We start from the raw sequence: 18,987 nt of genomic DNA, 5'->3' as shown, positions 1-18,987 counted from the left end.
TTGGTCAGTGAGATTATATTATATATCCTGCAGCAATACAAATTTGCAGGTTTCAGTAGGAAGAAACGGATTCTTCATGTAAGATATAAATGTGTCATTTTGGTGAGAATCGGCGGAATGAGAAGGTAGGGTACATATGAGAAGAGGACTGCAGGCAATAGTCATTATAGCGGCTTTGCTGGCTTTTTATTATTTTGGATTTGGCGTGTTCGGCAGTACAGCCGGGACGATTATCAGTATATTTTCCACATTGACGGTCATCTCTGTCGCGCTGGGGATCTTCATGGAGAACCGCAATCCCTCCACCACAGTGTCCTGGATTCTGCTGCTCGCGCTGATCCCGGTGCTGGGGCTGGTGTTCTATTTCCTGTTCGGGCAGAATGTATTCAAGCGGCGCAAGTATGACAAGAAGGCCCAGCGCGACCTCATGGCCTATGAACGGATTGAGAACGATGCGTTGCGGATGCACCAGGACTGGTCGGTGTTCAGCCCCTCGCAGCAGAAGCTGCTGGGCCTGTCCCAACGGCTCGGGCGCACGCCGATCTCCTTCAATTCAGAGTCGCGCATCCTGACCAACGGGGAGGAGACCTTCGGGACACTGCTGCTGGAGCTGCGGCAGGCGCAGCATCATATCCATATGGAGTATTATATTTTCCGGGCAGATCATATCGGCACGCGCATTCAGCAGATTCTGATTGAGAAAGCCCGCGCAGGCGTGGCGGTCCGGTTCATGTATGATGCGGTCGGGAGCATTCAGCTCTCCAGAGCCTTCCTTAAGGAGCTCAGTGATGCGGGGGTGCAGGTGGCTGCTTACGGCAACTCCACCTCCTTTTTCTCCAGCAGGGTGAATTACCGCAATCACCGCAAAATCGTGGTCATCGACGGCGATGTCGGCTTTATGGGCGGGCTGAATGTCGGGGACGAGTACTTGAGCCGCAGCAAGACCTACGGGTTCTGGCGGGATACACATATGCTGCTGAGGGGCGAAGCGGTGCGGACGATGCAGATTATCTTCCTGCAGGACTGGATGCACACGACCGGCGAGAAAATCCTGGAGCAGGACTACCTCTCCCCTCAGCTTCGCTTCACTACCGGAGACGGGGCGGTGCAGATTATTGCCAGCGGCCCGGATAATGAGCGGCGTGCGCTCAAGAATATTTTCTTCTCCATGATTACTACTGCGGAAAAATCCGTCTGGATCGCCAGTCCCTACTTCATCCCCGATGAGGATATACTGACTGCGCTGCGTGTGGCGGCGATGTCGGGTCTGGATGTCCGCCTGCTGTTCCCGGCGAAGCCGGATAAATGGATTCCGTTCCTGGCCTCCCATTCCTACTTCCCGGCGCTGCTGGAGTCCGGCGTGAAGATCTATGAATATGAGAAGGGCTTCATCCACTCCAAGCTGCTGATTGCAGACGGGGAGATTGCTACGATTGGAACAGCGAACATGGATATGCGCAGCTTCCATCTTAATTTTGAGGTGAACGCGCTGCTGCTGCAGACCGAGAGTGTCTCGCGCATTGTTGCAGACTTCGAGCGTGACCTGCAGTCTACGCGGCAGATTGTCCATGAGACCTTCATGGAGAAAAGACTGCTGGAGCGGCTGCTGGAATCCGCAGCCCGGCTGATGTCTCCGCTGCTGTAAGCGGACAAGCGGACTGAAATAAAAAAACGGTACCGTGCCCCAAAAGGACGGTACCGTTTTTTGTTGTTCCATCAGAAGGTAGTGAATCCAAGCCGGGTCTGTATACGGTAGAGGATGTATTTCAACCAGGTGACCTCACTCTGATATTCCGTGAGCGGCAGGCTGTATTCAGCGCCCTCGTTGTTCCATAGCCGGTTGAAGTAGCCCTCCACCTCCGCATACAGCGGCTGTTCCCGCGGAACGGATACATAGAGGTCGTTCTCCAGGTTATAGTCGTCCAGATTACGGGCTGTGAAGTTCGTTGATCCGCCCAGCAGGGTAGAGTCGCCTGACGCCTTGGCAATGAACAGCAGCTTGCTGTGATACTGCTCCTCGCCTGTGTTGTACCAGCGGATCAGGATATTTCCTTCAGAGCGGCGGTCCAGGTCCATGGCAACGGGACGGTTGGGGATGCCGATTTTGTCCCGTCCGAAGGCATTCTGGTTGGGATCAAGCAGCAGTCTCACCTGGGCGCCGCGGGCATCTGCGGCAAGAAGGGCATCGATAATTCCGTCGTCCGCCAGATAGAACATCCCCATCCAGATGACATCCCCGGGTCCTGCCGCAGCGATCCCATCCAGGGCATATTTGTATACCTTGCCTTCGGTCAGATAGCGGACTTCAAGCGAAGGTTCCCCGGATGCGGCGGCGGGCGGTTTGAATTCAGGGGGCTTGCTCAGCAAGGGACCGGCTCCCGAGAGATTAGCCGCCGCCTGCTCACTCCGCAGAATATCCTCCTGGATTGGACCCTGCACCTCCAGGGCAATGTTGGAATGATAAGCACTGGCATCATGCACATTGCCGGAGGAGATCAAGGCGGTGTTCTCGCTCAGCACGACCTTGCGGTGGTTCGCTTTGACATTGAGCAGCTTCAGGTAGGAACGTGTGGTAATGTCCGGCCCTCCGCTGGCCATCAGATTCGGAATCCAGCCGGTGCCGGATTGTCCGAACCACTGGATGAAGGTGCGCCAGACCGCAGAATAGGCAGGAGTCGAGTCCCGCAGACCGTCTACATCTGTCATGATGATCTTAATACCGGCAGCTCTCATCTCTTCCAGGAGGGCATTAGGCGCAGAGCCGTAGTTCGTATTCACCTCATCGGTGATGAAGGCGATCTCCATGGCGGGATAGGCGGCTTTCTGGGCAAGCAGCTTATCGGTAAGCTGTCTGCTGACAGCGGGGAACTGCTGGTCTGTATGGGTATAGTTATTGAACAGGAACAGATCGATCACGAGGAATTGTCTGGACTCTTCAATAATCTGCAGGATTCTGGGCAGAATCTGTTCTTCCCTTGCCTGCTTCCCGCTGCTGTCCTGATAGGTCAGATCATGCCAGAAGGCGACCGTACTCACCTTATAAGCAGGGCTCTCCGCAGAAAGTCCGGGCGGCAGCGGCTTATGGGTCTGATAGATCATCACCCCGGCCAGCCAGAGGAGAAGAAGGATCAGGGCCAGCAGGAGTCTGGAGCGGCGGCGCAGGAAGAACTGCGTCTGACGCTTGTGGCGGGATGCCGTAATGGCACCTGAAGCCAGCGTGATCTGTAACTTTTCGGGTGTGACGGGATGGCGGCCTTGATTCATAGTTATCCTCCTGGGTCTGCTGCGGGGCTAGAGCGGCTATAGGGTAGCCCGGCATTGTAAATACCTATAACGCCCGCTAAGGAGAAGTGAAGCAGCTGACGGCAAAATCCCTGAAAAATCTAGTGTTGCACAAAGCGCTCCTGCTCATCCGCGCCGTACCTGCAAGCTGCATCATACAAGTTCTGGTGACATAACACAGATGCAATTGTATAATGAGTGTAAATAATTTGTATAAGGTTTGAATCTTCAAATGTATTCAGTGTAAACAGGAAGGCAGTGAGATCCATCGTGTATTCCATCAAACAGGTTGTCGAAATGCTCGATATTCCCTCTGTCACTCTGCGGGCGTGGGAGAACCGGTATCAGGCTGTCGTCCCGGAACGTACCGAGTCCGGCTATAGACTGTACAACCAAGAGAATATTGAGGACCTTCGCTGGTTGAAGGAACAGACCGATAAACAGGGCATCAGTATCTCACATGCTGTGCGGATGCTGAAGCAGCATAAGCAGAAGGACCTGGATGACCGGCTGTCCGTTGCGGGCGGTGACCCCAAGGATGCCTTGGACAAAATGAGGCAGCAGATCTATGCAGCGCTGCTCGACATCCAGGGTGAGCGGGCCGATGCCCTGATCGATTTCGGGTTCTCCCTGTACGGCTATGAGGCGATGGTCCATCAGGTGTTGGTGCCTGTTCTGGTGAAGGTTGGTGATGCCTGGGAGCAAGGGACGGCAACCGTAGCCCAGGAGCATTATATGACACATATGATCTCGAACCGGCTGTCCCAGTTCTTTCACGTGTTCCCGGTGTATGCCCATCTGCACAAGGTGCTTGCCTTTTGCCCGGCAGGAGAGCATCACCAGGTCGGCTTGCTGCTGTTCTCGCTGTTCCTGCGCAGAAACGGGGTTGAAGTCATCTATCTGGGGGCCAATACCCCCGAGGACGGTGTGATGGAGCTGCTGGAGAAGCAAGAGCGTATCGGAGCTGTCTGCCTATCCGTTACGAATGGTACGCTGGTCCCCTATACGGAGGAGCTGCTTGAACGGCTAGGCAGCTTGTACCCGGAGATGCAGCTCATTGCGGGCGGTAGAGCTTATGAGGCAATCAGCCTCCAGGATACCAACGCCACCTATGTGATGGCGGAGCCGCCGGAGAAATGGCAAGCCTGGTTCGATCAGGAATATGCAACAATCCGGCATAGAGCGTAGCAGTTATATTGAATTTTAATAGTGTAGGAGATTTTATGGAACCGGTCAGGACCCGCTTGCGGGGCTGTCCGGTTCTTTTGCTATGGACAAGTCTAGCAACCAAATTGCTGGAAGTCCGGCGGATGATATTTACATGACCCGGCAAAGTATGTATGATATTTGTATCACTATTGTATAGTTTTTGTATAATGTTTGAACGAAGGAGGACGTCGCTTGATCCGAACCACAGATACCGCAAAAGTCGCAGTAATCGGCGCAGGACCGGGCGGGCTGGCCGCCGCCATGCTGCTTGCCGCCGAAGGATATGAAGTAGATCTTTATGAACAACAGGCAGAAGTTGGCGGAAGATCAGGCGAGCTGAAGCTGGGAGACTACCGTTTTGACCGGGGAGCCACCTTCTTGATGATGCCGCATTTGCTGGAGGAGCTGTTCACCATGGCAGGGCGTTCGGTGCATGACTATGTCTCGCTTACACCGCTTGATCCGCTGTATTCACTGCATTTTGGAGATACCGTATTTACGCCTTCCACGAACCAGGATCAGACGGCCGAGGAGATTGAGCGGCTGTTCCCGGGCAATGGCAACGGCTACCGCCGGTTCATGGCCGAAGAAGCCGACAAGCTGGAGCGGGTGATCCCGCTGCTGCAGCGTCCGTTCCAATCGTTAGGGGATTATGTTAAAAGAGATGTGTTCCACGCGCTGCCTAAGCTGAACGCTACAGACACCGTGTATAACCGGTTGTCCCGTTATTTCGATGATGAGCGGCTGCGGTTCTCGTTCACGTTCCAGGCCAAGTATCTGGGAATGTCGCCTTGGGAGTGTCCGGGCACCTTCACGATTTTGTCGTACATGGAGCACCGTTACGGCCTCTATCATCCGACTGGCGGCATTAACCGTGTGCTTCAGGCTATGGCTGAGGTCATCCAGGAGCATGGCGGGCGGGTTCATACCGCAAGCGGGGTGAAGCGCATTATCGTCAAGGACGGGCAGGCCGCAGGCTTGCTGCTGGAGAACGGAGAGAAGGTGGATGCGGATTATATTGTGATTGGTGCAGATTTTGGATCTGCAATGACCCAACTGTTCGAGCCTGGACTTCTGAAGAAATATACCCCTGCTAAGATTGCCCGCAAAAGATATTCCTGCTCCACCGCCATGCTCTACCTCGGTGTGGATGGAGAGGTGCACCTCAGTCATCATTCGGTTCATTTCGCGGACGATTACCGGCGTAATGTCAAAGAGATCACGGAGCTGGGCGTTCTGTCGGAGGATGCTTCTATCTATATTCATAATCCGTCAGTCATCGATAAGACACTGGCGCCTCCCGGTAAGTCCTCGCTCTACGTGCTGATGCCGGTGCCTAATCTGAGTGCCGATATCAACTGGGAGCAAGAGCGTGCGGAGGTGGAGGACTGGATGATGGAGCGGCTGCAGCAGATCCCGCAGCTGGCCGGAATCGCCGGACGCGTGGAAGAGAGCCTGTTCTTCTCTCCGCTGGACTGGCAGAACCAGCAGAATGTATATAACGGGGCCACCTTCAATCTGGCTCATAATCTCGGGCAGATGATGCATCTGCGGCCGCATAATACCTTCGAGGAGGTACGCGGCATCTGGCTGGTCGGCGGGGGAACCCATCCGGGCAGCGGCCTGCCGACGATCTTCGAGTCGGCCAAGATCAGCGCACGGCTGCTGCGGGAGCATGACCAGGCTGTGCGGGGGCGGTTCACCGTACAGGCGGGTGCGCCCGGCGCAGGTGCGGGGGTTCCGTTATGAGCCGCATTGCCATCGTAGGCAGCGGAATCGGCGGGCTGACGGCGGCGCTGCTGCTTACCCGTCAGGGACATGAGGTGGTGATCTATGAGCGCGCAGCCCAAGCGGGCGGGCGTGTGGCCTTTGAAGAGCAGGACGGCTACCGGATTGACCGCGGGCCTACCATCGTGCTGCTGCCGGAGATGCTTCTGGGTATTCTGGAGGAAGGCGGCCTTCCGCGATCCAGTCTGGAGCTGCTGCACTGTGATCCGCTCTACCGGGTTCACTTCCGAAGCGGGCGTGTGTTAACCAAATTCGCGGATGCATCGGCGCAGGCGGAGGAGATTGACCGGCTCTATCCCGGAGAGGGCAAGGGCTTCACCCGGTTCATGAAGGACATGTCGGTGCTGTATCCGCAGGGGCGGACCTCGTTCCTGGAGCGGGGGTATGCCAGCGGGCGGGAATTCTTTAGTCCGGCTAACCTGTCGCTGATGGTCCGCCTGCGTGCTTACCGGAATCTGCGCTCTGCGATCGGCCAGTATTTTCGTAATGAGGAGCTTAAGGATGCGTTCTCCCTGCAGAGCCTCTATATTGGAGGAGCGCCCTTCCGCACACCCGGTATCTACACCATGCTTCCTTACGCCGAGCATGCCTTCGGCATCTGGATGCTGAAGGGCGGATACGGGACGCTGCCGCAGATCATGGCCCGGGAGCTGGAAGACCGCGGGGTACAGATTCATACGGGCGCTGAGGTGGAATCCTTGCTTGTTGAAGGAAGCCGCTGCTGCGGAGTTGTTGTTCAGGGGCGGCCGATTCCTTATGATGCCGTTCTGTACAATGGAGATTTCCCGAATGTAGAGAAGTTGCTGCCGCCTGGTGTGTTCAAGCAGGAACAGGCACCGGTTGTGACGGCGAATAAGGGCAGATCCGTATCGGCCAAGGCCATAAAACGCGGAAGCTGGAAGCCCTCCTCGGGCTGTCTGCTGATCTATGCGGCCACAGACAAGCGCTGGCCGGAGTCGCTGGTGCATCAGTTCTTCCTGCCGGATAGTCTGAACAGCAGCCTGCATGAGCTGTTTGACCGGGGACAAATTCCTCAGGATTCTTCTTATTATGTATTTAATCCGGTAGCGCTGGACGATAGTGCAGTTCCTCCCGGACAGAGCGTGCTGTATTTCCTTGTTCCCGTCCCGGCGGCGCCGGATAAGAACTGGGAGGAAATAGCCGGAGCACTAGCCGATAAAGTCATGGCAGATGCCGAGAAACGGGGCTTCCCCGGGCTAGCCGCGAGTGTGATCTGGCGCAGGCTTAGAACGCCTGCCGATGCGGAGCAGGAAGGGATGTATGGCGGGGGCAGCTTCGGTATTGCACCGCTGCTGAGCCAGTCGGGGGTATTCCGGCCCCAGCCGAAGCCTTATCCGCTCAAGGGATTGTATGCCGCAGGTGCTTCCGTCCATCCGGGCGGCGGTGTGCCGATCGTCATGCAGGGAGCGAAGCTTGCCGTTCAGGAAATGATAAAGGAGATGAGCGTACATGGATGAAAGGATACTGCAGCAATGTGAGGAACTGATGAAGAAAGGATCCACTTCGTTCCATAAGGCGTTTGATGTTCTGCCAAGTCCCAGGCGTGAAGCGGTGCATGTTATTTATGCCTTCTGCCGGATTATAGACGATAGTGTGGATGAGCCGGAAGGCGCGCCGTACAGCATTCATGAGCTGCGGGAGCATTTCATGAATCTGGAGCAGGCGGACGGGCATTTCATCTGGCCGGCGCTGCGCTGGCTGTTCAGCAGCTTCCCGCAGCTTCAGCGTGAGCCGTTCCTTTTGCAAATGGAGGGACAGCTTAGAGATCTTACCTTCACAGCCTATGACACGATGGAGCAGCTTAAGGATTACTGTTATCTTGTAGCGGGAACGGTAGGGGAGATGCTGCTGCCTGTTCTGCGGGATGATCAGAGTGAAGCGGCACGGACATCGGGAATTGCGCTGGGGATAGGAATGCAGCTGGTCAATATCATCCGCGATGTGGGTGAGGATCTCAGAAGAGGACGCAGATATGTGCCGCTTGAGGTGATGGAGGGACATGGCTACAGCCAGCAGGAGCTGGAGAACGGGGAGGTCAATCACCGTTTCACTGCCGTTATCCAGGAGCTGCGGACAGAAGCGTTGGACTGGTTCCGGCGAGGGCTGGAGCATGTGCACACGTATCCTTTGGAGAGCGGTCTGGCCATTGAACTTGCCGCATCCTTCTATGCTGCTATTCTGGATGCTGTGGAGGCAGACGGGTATGATGTTTTCCGCAAAAGATCCTATGTCAGCGATGAAGCCAAGCTTCAGCTGTTCCAGCGTACGGTCGTGCGTTATGCCGGTGTAAGAACTGCGGTGGTCTAGCGATGGTCCGAACCCTTTTTTGGATCTGGTATACCATCGGAGCGCTGCTGCTGATCGTGTTCGGAATTCCGGATAGTCTGAAGTTCTCTAACGGATTATTTCTCGTATTCTATGGTGTCTACGGGCTGGACTTATTAATCAAGGGGCAATTCAAACCCTTCATGTCTGACTGGTCAGTCAATTCTTCAGGAGGCCGGATGACCAAGCGATTCTGGTATGCTGCGGCTCTGATCTGGTTAGGCGGAATGGCCGTCGAATGGGTAGGCGTGCATTCCGGGCGGTTGTTTGGGGATTATAATTATTCTACTATTCTCGGGCCTTTATTATTTGGTGTGCCGGTTACCCTGGGTTTCGCCTGGATTGCTGTTGTGTGTAATGCTGTGCTGATCAGCCATGATTTCGGACAGCGCGGCCTCCGGCTTCTGCTGCTGCGGGCCGTGCAGGTAGGCTTCTGGACGGTCCTGATGGATCTGGTGCTCGATCCTGTTGCCCATGCCAGGAACTTCTGGCATTGGGAGGGCGGCGGGGGCTTCTATCAGGTGCCCTGGAGCAATTTCACCGGCTGGCTGATTGCAGGCGCTGCCTTGTCTATGCTGCTCCCGGCTGTGCCGTTCACCCGCCTGGCTGCCCGCCGGGGCACCCGCCTGTATCAGGCGATCCTGATCCTGTTCGGCCTGATCAGCCTGACAGAGGGATTGCCTGCCTGCGCGGTGATCGCCGGAGCAGGCACCGCTTTGGCCGAAGGGAGTCTACGCTATGCTGGAAGCCGTTCCATCGGGAAGGTTTGACTGGTTATTCTACCGTTATAATTCCTTGTACCTGCTGCGCAGACATTTCCACTTCATTGGAATCAGCGGAGAGCTTCAGCCCGCTGCCGCTGCCGGGCGGGGGATTCTCTACCTCATGAATCACAGCTCGTGGTGGGACGGCCTGCTGGCCTATCACGCCGCAGGGAAGCTGCCGGGGAAGCGTCATTATTTCATGATGGAAGAGGAGCAGCTCCGGAAGTATGCCTTCTTCAGAAAGCTTGGCGCGTATTCCATTAACCCTGGAAGTCCAGGGGATGCACGGGCTTCGCTGCGGTATACAGCCGGGCTGCTGCAGGCGGGTGAGAATGTCTGGATGTATCCTGAAGGGGAAATCCGGCCGCTGGAGCACCGGCCGCTGAGCCTGAAGGAAGGGGCGGCCCTGGCGCTGCGGCTCAGTCCGCAGACGGCCGTTGTCCCAGTGACGCTATACCACGGCCTGTTCCGGCATACGAAGCCGGAGGCTACGCTGCTGGCCGGTGCGCCGCTGCTGCTCCCTTGGGCGGAGATGGACCGCTCAAGGGTAGCCCGTACGCTGGAGACTGTTCTTGGCGGACAACTGGAGTCCCACCGCAGCAGAGTGCTTAACCATCAAGGCTATATGCCGGATGAATTCAGGCCGCTGCTCCGCCGGGGTAGATCTACCAATGAATGGCTTGACCTGCTGCGGCCGGGCGGTGGGAGAGGATGAACGTATTCTTTCAGGCTGTAACCGGTGTTGTGTTGCTCCAGCTATTGTTCGCAATATGGAATGCAGCGCAGCTCCCCAAGCTGGGGGCAGCGGTCGGTACAAGAGCGGCGAAGGCGCTGCCAGCAAAAGCAACGGCATCCTCACGGGCCTTGAGCTTATCGGTACTGATCCCCGCCCGGGATGAAGCGGATAATATTGGGGACTGCCTCTCCTCTGTACTGGCCTCAAACACCGGCGGAATCGGGGTGGAGATTATTGTACTGGATGATTCATCAACTGACGGAACGGGGGCTATTGCCGCAGCAGCGGGCAGCGGAGTACGCGTTCTGAAGGGAAGAGAGCTGCCGGAGGGCTGGCTGGGCAAGTCCCATGCCTGCGCTCAGCTTGCAGAAGCGGCAAGCGGAGACTGGCTGCTGTTCCTGGACGCAGATGTCCGTCTTCAGCACGGGGCGCTTCAGGCGGCGCTTTCTGCTGCTGAAGCAGCGGGCGGCGGCATGATTACCGGCTTCCCCCGGCAGATGACCGGAACCTGGCTGGAGCGGCTGGTTGTTCCCCTGATGGTCTTCACCATCATCTGCCACCTGCCCATTCCGCTGGTCCGCGGCTCCAGAGATCCGCGGTTTGTTGCGGCGCATGGGGGTTTCATCCTGATTCACCGGGACAGTTACGACAGCTGCGGCGGGCATGATGCCATCCGCAGCGAGCTGGTGGATGACATGGCGCTGGCCCGCGCCGTGAAGCGGTCGGGCGGAACGGTGGCGCTCATGGATGTTACGGAGCAGGTGTTCATGCGGATGTATCACAATGCCCGGCAAGTATGGAATGGCTACCGGAAGAATATCTATGCCGGCATCGGCCGCAGCCCGCTGCTGCTGCTGGGTGTGCTTATTGCATATCTGTCGCTGTACGTGGCACCGGCCGCCGCCGTTCTGTACTATGCCCTAAGCGCACAGCCCAGTGTGGCCCTCTGGCCCGCTGCTGCGCTGTTTGCCGGTCTGGCCGTGAAACGGACCAGCGATGCTGCCGGTCGGCAGCCGTTCTGGTTCTGTCTCCTACTCCCGGCGAGTGTACTCTGCCTGTCGCTGATTGCTGTGGCGTCCTGGCGCGGAAGCCGCACGCGCGCAGGCTATGAATGGAAAGGAAGGCGTTATGGATGAAACCGAAGGCAGTCATCATAGGCGCCGGATTCGGGGGGTTGTCCTGTGCGGTCACCCTTGCCGCGGCGGGCTGGGAAGTCACTGTGCTGGAACGCCAGCAGCAGCCGGGCGGCAAGCTGCAGCGTGTGAAGGCGGGGGGCTACACCTTCGACCGCGGCCCGAGTACAATTACGATGCCCCATGTCTTCCGCTCGCTCTATGAGCTTGCGGGAGCCCGCATGGAGGATTATGTCCAGCTCTATGAGCTGGAGCCGCGCACCCGCAATGTCTTCGCAGACGGCAGGGTTGTCGATTTCTCAAGGGATACCGGGCGAATGCAGGAGCAGATGGCCTCTTACAGCCCGGCGGATGCTGCGCGGCTCCCGGAGTTTCTGGAGGAAGCCTCGCGGCTGTATCAGCTCAGCGAGAAGCAGTTCCTGAACAGGCTGCTGCTATCCTGGAGGGATAAGCTCTCGCCTTCCCTTGTGCGGGATCTGGTGCGCGTAAGGCCTTTTCTCAGCCTGCATAGCTTGCTGCTCCGCTACTTCAGCCACCCGAATACGCTGGCTATGCTGGGCCGCTACGCCACCTATGTCGGATCATCGCCGTATCGCTCCCCCTCCATCTTCGCCATGCTTGGTCATCTGGAGATTCAGGAAGGCGTATACGGGGTGAAGGGCGGCACCTATGAATTAATCAGCGGTCTGTCTTCACTCGCCCGTAATCTGGGCGTACGGCTGATCACAGGCACAGAGGTGACGGGGATTTCCGTAGTCTCCGGTGCGGTGGAAGGTGTGGATACGGCGCAGGGCTTCTACCCGGCCAAGACCGTGATTGCCGGTGGCGATGTCCTGAGCATCAACCGGATGCTGCTGCCGGAAGCGGTTCGTCCTGGAATGACGGACCGCAAGATTGAAGCCTACGAACCCTCCCTGTCGGGGCTGGTAACGCTGGCGGGTGTGCCGCGCACGTATGATGCGCTGCTGCATCATACGGTGTTTTTCCCGGAGAACTACGAGCAGGAATTCAAGGATATCTTCGAGCATAAGCGTCCGCCGCAGCAGCCGACAGTGTATGTATGCCATTCCGGTTATTCCGAGCCTGAGCTGGCGCCTGCGGGCGGCAGCAACCTGTTCATTCTGGCTAATGCGCCTTATCTGAGCCCGGCCTGTGACTGGAGTGAGGAGAGGGATGCGTACGGGGAGCGGGTGATTTCTGTACTGGAGAGTCACGGTGTGAGAGGGCTGTCGTCCGCAGATGTGCTGGAGCGTTACACCCCGCAGGATATCGCCCGCGATACGCTGGCACATCAGGGGGCCATTTACGGGATTTCCTCCAATACGGTGAAGCAGACCTTCTCCCGCCCGGGCAACCGTTCCAGCGATGTTAAGGGACTGTGGTATGTGGGCGGAACCACGCATCCCGGCGGGGGAACCCCTGTGGTGTCCTTGTCCGGCAGGCTGGTGGGCGAATATATTGCAAGCCATGTATGAAGAGTGAGGACCCCGCCAGCGCGTTCAGTTGCCGAGCGGGGTTGTGCAATAGTTGTGCTATAATGGAAGGTAATTGTGGAGCGGGATATATTGCAAGTGGAGACGGTTTCGCCGCCTTTTAGGGGCGGCACCAGTCCTTGAATAACTCGTAGAGTGTCTTTGTTGCTGAATGTATGTGGAAAACAGCATACATAGTGCTCGCACGCAGGCGTATGGCCGAATGTATGTGGAAAACAGTATACATCTTGCTCGCACGCAGGCGCATGGGCCGAATGTATGTGGAAAACAGTATACATTGTGCTCGCAGGCAGGCGTAAGGCCGAATGTATGTGAAAAACAGCATACATTGTGCTCGCACGCAGGCGTATGGCCCAAATGTATGTGGAAAACAGCATACATTGTGCTCACAGGCAGGCGTATGGCCGAATGTATGTGAAAAACAGCATACATTGTACTCGCACGCAGGCGCATGGGCCAACTGTATGTGGAAAACAGCATACATAGTGCTCGCACGCAGGCGCATGGGCCGAATGTATGTTGAAAACAGCATACATCGTGCTCCCAGGCAGGCGCATGGCCGAATGTGTGCGAAAAACAGCATACATTCTCCGTAGGGTGATGTTGTTATAGTTTGAGAATAGTAAAGCAGAAACGGAGGAAGACAGCATGAATGATATGCCGCGAAACGGTGTGCCGCAGAGCGCTGTGAAGCCCTCAGGAACAGGGCCCCAGCCAGGTCAGGAGGCAGCAGGCTCAGGCCATGCCGGACATAAATCTCTGCTGCCCGACTCCAGAACTGGAGAACGGAAGATTGAGCATGTAAGGCTCTGCCTGAATGAAGATGTGGCCGGTAACGGAATTACAACCGGGTTCGAGCAGTACCGGTTCCGCCATAACGCGCTGCCGGAGCTGGATTACGATACCATCTCACTGGGTACTGAGTTCTTAGGCCGTACGCTGCGTACCCCGCTGCTGATCAGCTCTATGACCGGGGGAAGCGCGGCTACAGGGAAGATCAATGAGCGGCTGGCCGAAGCGGCGGAGCGCCGGGGCTGGGCGCTTGGCGTCGGCTCGGTGCGCGCGGCTGTAGAACGTGCGGAGCTGGCTGCTACCTTCCATGTGCGGGCCAATGCACCCACGATTCCGGTCATTGCCAATGTCGGAGCCGTGCAGCTCGCTTACGGCTTCGGGGTAGAAGAATGCCGCCGGGCGGTTGAGATTGCCGGAGCCGATTGGCTGGTTCTCCATCTGAACGGGCTGCAGGAGGTATTCCAGCCCGAGGGTGACACTGGCTTCGGTTCCCTGCTGCAGCGGATAGAGGCATTATGCCGGAGCCTTGAGATTCCAGTGGGGATCAAGGAGGTCGGCTGGGGGATTGACGGCGATACCGCCGCCCGGCTTTATCAGGCTGGCGCTGCCTTCATTGATGTAGCCGGGGCTGGCGGCACTTCATGGAGCCAAGTAGAGAAGTTCCGCAGCATCGACCCGGTACGGCGTGCGGCTGCGGAGGCCTTCGCGGACTGGGGCATTCCCACGGCGGAGTGCATTGCCGAGGTCCGTGCGGTCTCCCCGCGCGGGGCATTGATCGGCAGCGGCGGGCTGAAGCACGGCGTCGATGCCGCCAAGGCGCTGGCCCTTGGCGCCGATCTGGCGGGCTTCGGACGGGGGCTGCTGGGTGCGGCCGTCAGCTCCGAGGAGGCGCTGGATCAGGCGCTGGCCCAGGTAGAGCTGGAGCTGCGGACGGTGATGTTCGGTATCGGCGCACCGGACCTTGCCGCACTGCGTGGAACGCCCCGTCTGGTCCGGCGCTAACGCCAGGCTTGCTTTTATAATCAGAACCGAAGGAAGGTATCCAAATGACGATTACATTGGTCCCGATGGACGAATCTGCGTTTCAGTCGTTCTTGAAGCAATCTACCCGCGACTACGCAGAAGAGAAAGTACAAGCCGGAGCCTGGGATGCAGATACAGCGTTAGCGCAGGCCCAGGAATCGATGAATCGCTACCTGCCGCAAGGCCTCAATACGGCGGGAGCTTATTTCTATTCGGTAGTAGAGGACGCTTCGGGGACTGGGGCCGGTTATCTCTGGTTCAACGTGAGCGAGAACGGCGGGGTGCGGGAGGCGTTCATTTATGACATTTATATCTTTGAGCCGTTCCAGGGCCGGGGCTATGGCAAGCAGACACTACTCTTGTTGGATGAAGAAGCCCGGAAGCTGAAGGCGGTCAAGATCGGCCTGCATGTCTTCGGGCATAACGAACGCGCCTTCGGGCTATACAAGAAAATGGGCTTCCAGGTTACAGACATCACAATGTCCAAAACCCTATAGGTAAGGCAGACCCCTTTGCGGGGTATTTTGCTGTCCGCTTGACTTCTGCTGTTGCTGGAGAATTTGTTCTAATATATAATGGTTTGAGATCAGTTCGGTATTTCATGCGGTGATCAAACCAACCGAAAATAGGAGTTGTCATATAAATGGCTTTGAAAGCAGGTATCGTTGGACTTCCCAACGTAGGCAAATCGACATTATTCAATGCAATTACACAAGCGGGCGCAGAATCCGCCAACTATCCATTCTGCACCATCGACCCGAACGTCGGGGTTGTAGAAGTGCCGGACGAACGTCTGGATAAGCTGGTGGAGCTGGTACAGCCGAACAAGACGGTTCCGACCGCTTTTGAATTCGTCGACATTGCCGGACTGGTGCGCGGTGCGAGCAAGGGCGAAGGCCTGGGCAACAAGTTCCTGGCCCATATCCGCGAGGTGGATGCCATTGTTCATGTGGTGCGCTGCTTCGTCGATGAGAACGTGACCCATGTAGACGGCAAGGTGAATCCGATCAGCGACATCCAGACGATTAACCTGGAGCTGATTCTGGCTGACCTGGAGAGCGTGGAGAAGCGGATCGAGCGTTCCCGCAAAAACATCAAGGGCGGCGACAAGAAATACGCCCAGGAAGTAGAAGTCCTGGAGCGTGTGAAGGAAGCCCTGTATCAGGACCAGCCTGCACGCAGTCTGGAATTGTCTGACGATGAGCGCCAGATCGTGCGTGATCTTCACCTGCTCACCCTGAAGCCCGTGCTGTATGCGGCGAATGTGGGCGAGGATGAAGTGGCGACTGCCGAGGAGAATCCTTATGTGCAGCAGGTCCGTGAATTCGCAGCAGCCGAGAACGCTGAAGTCGTGCCGATTAGTGCCAAGGTGGAAGCGGAGATTGCAGAGCTGGAAGGCGAAGACAAGGCGATGTTCCTGGAGGAGCTGGGTCTGCAGGAATCTGGGCTTAACCGTCTGATCAAAGCGGCTTACAAGCTGCTGGGTCTGTACACTTATTTCACTGCGGGCGTTCAAGAGGTTCGTGCCTGGACTATCCGCAAGGGCACTAAGGCCCCTGGAGCAGCGGGCGTGATTCATACGGACTTCGAGCGCGGTTTTATCCGGGCGGAGGTTGTAGCTTATACCGATCTGGTGGCGGCAGGTTCAATGAACGGTGCCAAGGAACGCGGGCAGCTGCGTCTGGAAGGTAAGGAATATCTGGTGCAGGACGGCGACGTTATGCATTTCCGGTTCAACGTATAGATACTTTTCGCTTGTTATAGAGAGGCCATTCAGGAGTAGAGGTTTGCTTGCTGGATGGTTTCTTTTCGTCATTCGGACTCGGTGCCGGTGTATAAGCTGGCCGGAGGCTCAACATCATAAGATCATATAGAATCAAAATTTAAAAAAATCCCCGGCCCGCCGTATGTGCTGTAGCCAATTGAGGCTTGTGGTGGTATAATATAAAGTCGTATATCTACTTCAGTTGTAGCAACAATTTAAAGTAATAATGAACGAAGAATTTGAATCAGGAGAGGTGAATTCCCTTGTTGGACCGATTGCAATCCCTGGCGGACCGCTATGAGAAACTCAGTGAACTGCTATGTGACCCGGATGTTGCAAGCGACAGTAAGAAACTGAGGGACTATTCCAAAGAACAATCCGACTTGCAGCCCGCCTTCGAGGCGTATAGCGAATATAAGAACGTAATGGAAGAGCTTGAAGCCGCGAAGATGATGCAGGCCGAGAAGCTTGATGATGAAATGAAAGAAATGGTCAAGATGGAGATCGATGACCTGTCCGAGCGTCAGGCCATTCTTGAGGAGAAGATTCGTCTGCTCCTGCTGCCTAAGGACCCTAACGACGATAAGAACGTAATCGTAGAAATCCGCGGCGCAGCCGGCGGGGACGAAGCGGCCTTGTTCGCCTCTGACCTCTACCGGATGTATACCCGTTATGCCGATACTCAAGGCTGGCGCGTAGAGCTGATGGATGTGAACACGAATGATCTCGGCGGCTTCAAGGAAGTGATCTTCCTGATTAACGGGCGCGGCGCTTACAGCAAAATGAAATTCGAAAGCGGCGCACACCGTGTGCAGCGTATACCTACCACAGAATCCGGCGGACGTATCCATACGTCTACCTCTACGGTTGCTGTAATGCCGGAAGCGGAAGATTTCGAAATCGAGATTCATGACAAGGATATCCGTGTCGATACCTTCTGTTCGAGCGGCGCGGGCGGACAGTCCGTTAACACGACCAAATCAGCAGTACGTGTAACCCATGTACCTACGGGGATCGTGGCTACCTGCCAGGACGGCAAGTCCCAGAACTCCAACAAGGATAAGGCGCTGAAGGTGCTGCGTACCCGGATCTCGGATCTGAAGCGTCAGGAAGAGGAAGCGAAGTACTCCGGAGAACGTAAAAGCAAGGTGGGAACCGGTGACCGCAGTGAGCGTATCCGCACCTACAACTTCCCGCAGAGCCGTGTGACGGATCACCGGATCGGCTTAACCCTCCACCGTCTGGATCAGGTGATGAACGGGGATATTACCGAGATTATCTCGGCACTGTCGATTGCGGAACAAGCAGAATTGATGGAAAAAGGAGAATAATGCTTTGAAACACGACTCTTACGTCATGTCGGAATTGCAAAGCATCCGGGAAGCCTTTGCGGAGGCTTCTTCTTTTTTGGCCGGACACGGCCTTACGGAGCCGCAGCGCAGCAGCCAGCTCCTGCTGGAGCATGTGCTGGGCTTGTCCGGGGCGGCTTATTATATGGCGCTGGCTGATCCGTTCCCGCCGGTTCTCAAGGCCGAATGGGAAGCGCTGGTGACCCGCCGGGCGGCGGGAGAACCGGTGCAATACATCACCCGCGAGCAAGAGTTCTACGGACGGGCCTTCGAGGTCACGCCCGATGTACTGATCCCCCGCCCGGAGACGGAGCTGCTCGTCGAGGCGATCCTGAAGTACGGCGCGGAGCTGTGGCCGGACGGTCTGGCGGGGGTGCGGGACGAAGCCGCACGTGAAGTTGAAGGAGACGAGCAGTGGACAACTGCGGGCGGTGAGGCTGGAGTGGTGCGGGGCGAAGCCGCACCGGGAACTATGGCGGCTGCGGATGAAGCAGCCGCCCACAGCGGGGCGGGCCGCAACGCAGCCCCCCGGGTGAGCGGCGCGGGCGCAGCCGGCGCCGCACGGCCGCTGACCGCCGTCGATATCGGCGCCGGCAGCGGAGCCATCTCCGTCACGCTGGCGGCGGAAGCGCCGGCGTGGCGGGTCTGCGCCGGCGATATCTCGCCCAGCGCGCTGGCCGTGGCCCGGCGCAATGCGCAGCGGCACGGCACGGCGGTGGACCTGCGGCTCGGCGATCTGCTCGAGCCGTTCGCGGGGCTGGAGACGGATATTCTCGTCTCCAACCCGCCGTACATCCCCGGCGGCGACATCGCCGGGCTGCAGCGCGAGGTGCGCGACCATGAGCCGCGCACGGCACTGGACGGCGGCGGGGACGGGCTGGACCCGTACCGCCGCATGATGGAGCAGCTGCCGCTGCTCCCGGCTCCGCCGCGCCTGGTCGGCTTTGAGCTCGGCCAGGGGCAGGCCGAGCAGGTGGCCGGACTGCTGCGGGCAGCCGGACATTGGGACGAGATCATCACCATCGATGATCTCGCCGGGATTCCCCGGCATGTGCTCGGGATAGCACGGTGAGGACGGGGAACGGACTGAGAAGACGCTATTTGCTCAAATAACGCGAAATGACCAACTCTTGTGGACTGAGAAGACCTTATTACCTGTAAACAAGCCTGTTTGAGCAACCAACTGAACGAATAGCGTCCTCTCTGTCCGCATAATTTCCGGGAAGGTGCTTTTGCAGCGAATAAGGTCCGCTCAGTCCGCTGGAGGGGAGGCGGCCCGGCTGTTCGTCTGACAGAGTACCCCCAAA

Annotated in this window: 15 protein-coding genes; 14 read left to right on the top strand and 1 reads right to left on the bottom strand. The window is 57.2% G+C overall.

Annotated elements, in window-relative coordinates; all coding sequences use genetic code 11:
• The first annotated feature begins 136 nt into the window (after nucleotides 1-136).
• Nucleotides 137-1,645, top strand: a complete 1,509-nt coding sequence (gene cls, locus NYE26_RS28760; RefSeq protein WP_209868484.1) for a cardiolipin synthase — start codon at nucleotides 137-139, stop codon at nucleotides 1,643-1,645.
• A gap of 71 nt (nucleotides 1,646-1,716) precedes the next feature.
• On the opposite strand, the gene NYE26_RS28755 is transcribed toward cls, so the two are convergent.
• Nucleotides 1,717-3,264, bottom strand: coding sequence for a phospholipase D family protein (locus NYE26_RS28755; protein ID WP_339251914.1), 1,548 nt, complete (start codon nucleotides 3,262-3,264; stop codon nucleotides 1,717-1,719).
• A gap of 288 nt (nucleotides 3,265-3,552) precedes the next feature.
• On the opposite strand from NYE26_RS28755, the gene NYE26_RS28750 reads away from it, so the two are divergent.
• From NYE26_RS28750 to NYE26_RS28690, 13 genes are all read left to right on the top strand, one after another.
• Nucleotides 3,553-4,470, top strand: a complete 918-nt coding sequence (locus tag NYE26_RS28750; RefSeq protein ID WP_036726175.1) for a MerR family transcriptional regulator — start codon at nucleotides 3,553-3,555, stop codon at nucleotides 4,468-4,470.
• 213 nt (nucleotides 4,471-4,683) lie between these two features.
• Nucleotides 4,684-6,240, top strand: coding sequence for a phytoene desaturase family protein (gene crtI, locus NYE26_RS28745; protein WP_339251912.1), 1,557 nt, complete (start codon nucleotides 4,684-4,686; stop codon nucleotides 6,238-6,240).
• Nucleotides 6,237-7,757: a phytoene desaturase family protein gene (gene crtI, locus NYE26_RS28740; protein ID WP_339251910.1), complete on the top strand. Its 1,521-nt coding sequence runs from the start codon at nucleotides 6,237-6,239 to the stop codon at nucleotides 7,755-7,757. Before crtI (NYE26_RS28745) ends, crtI (NYE26_RS28740) begins: the two co-directional genes overlap by 4 nt.
• Nucleotides 7,750-8,607 carry a phytoene/squalene synthase family protein gene (locus NYE26_RS28735; RefSeq protein ID WP_339251908.1) on the top strand — a complete coding sequence of 286 codons (858 nt, stop codon included), beginning with the start codon at nucleotides 7,750-7,752 and terminating at the stop codon, nucleotides 8,605-8,607. Before crtI (NYE26_RS28740) ends, NYE26_RS28735 begins: the two co-directional genes overlap by 8 nt.
• Before the next feature lie 2 nt (nucleotides 8,608-8,609).
• Nucleotides 8,610-9,395 (top strand): carotenoid biosynthesis protein, encoded by a 786-nt coding sequence (locus NYE26_RS28730; RefSeq protein ID WP_339251907.1) that lies wholly within the window; start codon nucleotides 8,610-8,612, stop codon nucleotides 9,393-9,395.
• Nucleotides 9,364-10,104 carry a lysophospholipid acyltransferase family protein gene (locus NYE26_RS28725; protein WP_051478075.1) on the top strand — a complete coding sequence of 247 codons (741 nt, stop codon included), beginning with the start codon at nucleotides 9,364-9,366 and terminating at the stop codon, nucleotides 10,102-10,104. The genes NYE26_RS28730 and NYE26_RS28725 overlap by 32 nt, the downstream gene beginning before the upstream one ends.
• On the top strand, nucleotides 10,101-11,261 hold the full coding sequence (locus tag NYE26_RS28720) for a glycosyltransferase family A protein (protein WP_339251904.1): 1,161 nt from the start codon (nucleotides 10,101-10,103) through the stop codon (nucleotides 11,259-11,261). The genes NYE26_RS28725 and NYE26_RS28720 overlap by 4 nt, the downstream gene beginning before the upstream one ends.
• Nucleotides 11,258-12,733: a phytoene desaturase family protein gene (gene crtI / locus NYE26_RS28715; RefSeq protein ID WP_339251902.1), complete on the top strand. Its 1,476-nt coding sequence runs from the start codon at nucleotides 11,258-11,260 to the stop codon at nucleotides 12,731-12,733. The genes NYE26_RS28720 and crtI (NYE26_RS28715) overlap by 4 nt, the downstream gene beginning before the upstream one ends.
• A gap of 666 nt (nucleotides 12,734-13,399) precedes the next feature.
• The gene (gene fni / locus NYE26_RS28710) at nucleotides 13,400-14,545 is read left to right on the top strand and encodes a type 2 isopentenyl-diphosphate Delta-isomerase (RefSeq protein ID WP_339251900.1); all 1,146 of its coding nucleotides are present in this window, start codon (nucleotides 13,400-13,402) and stop codon (nucleotides 14,543-14,545) included.
• A gap of 44 nt (nucleotides 14,546-14,589) precedes the next feature.
• The gene (locus tag NYE26_RS28705) at nucleotides 14,590-15,063 is read left to right on the top strand and encodes a GNAT family N-acetyltransferase (protein WP_339251898.1); all 474 of its coding nucleotides are present in this window, start codon (nucleotides 14,590-14,592) and stop codon (nucleotides 15,061-15,063) included.
• Nucleotides 15,064-15,209: 146 nt separating this feature from the next.
• The gene (gene ychF, locus NYE26_RS28700; protein WP_036726185.1) at nucleotides 15,210-16,310 is read left to right on the top strand and encodes a redox-regulated ATPase YchF; all 1,101 of its coding nucleotides are present in this window, start codon (nucleotides 15,210-15,212) and stop codon (nucleotides 16,308-16,310) included.
• A gap of 284 nt (nucleotides 16,311-16,594) precedes the next feature.
• On the top strand, nucleotides 16,595-17,662 hold the full coding sequence (gene prfA / locus NYE26_RS28695) for a peptide chain release factor 1 (RefSeq protein WP_209868464.1): 1,068 nt from the start codon (nucleotides 16,595-16,597) through the stop codon (nucleotides 17,660-17,662).
• Between the two features lie 25 nt (nucleotides 17,663-17,687).
• Nucleotides 17,688-18,752, top strand: coding sequence for a HemK/PrmC family methyltransferase (locus tag NYE26_RS28690; RefSeq protein WP_339251895.1), 1,065 nt, complete (start codon nucleotides 17,688-17,690; stop codon nucleotides 18,750-18,752).
• Nucleotides 18,753-18,987: the final 235 nt, after the last annotated feature.

Source organism: Paenibacillus sp. FSL P2-0136, assembly GCF_037975325.1.
GTDB lineage: Bacteria > Bacillota > Bacilli > Paenibacillales > Paenibacillaceae > Paenibacillus_AQ > Paenibacillus_AQ silagei.
The sequence above is the reverse complement of the archived record's forward strand: the minus strand, read 5'-3'. Positions and strand labels throughout refer to the sequence as shown.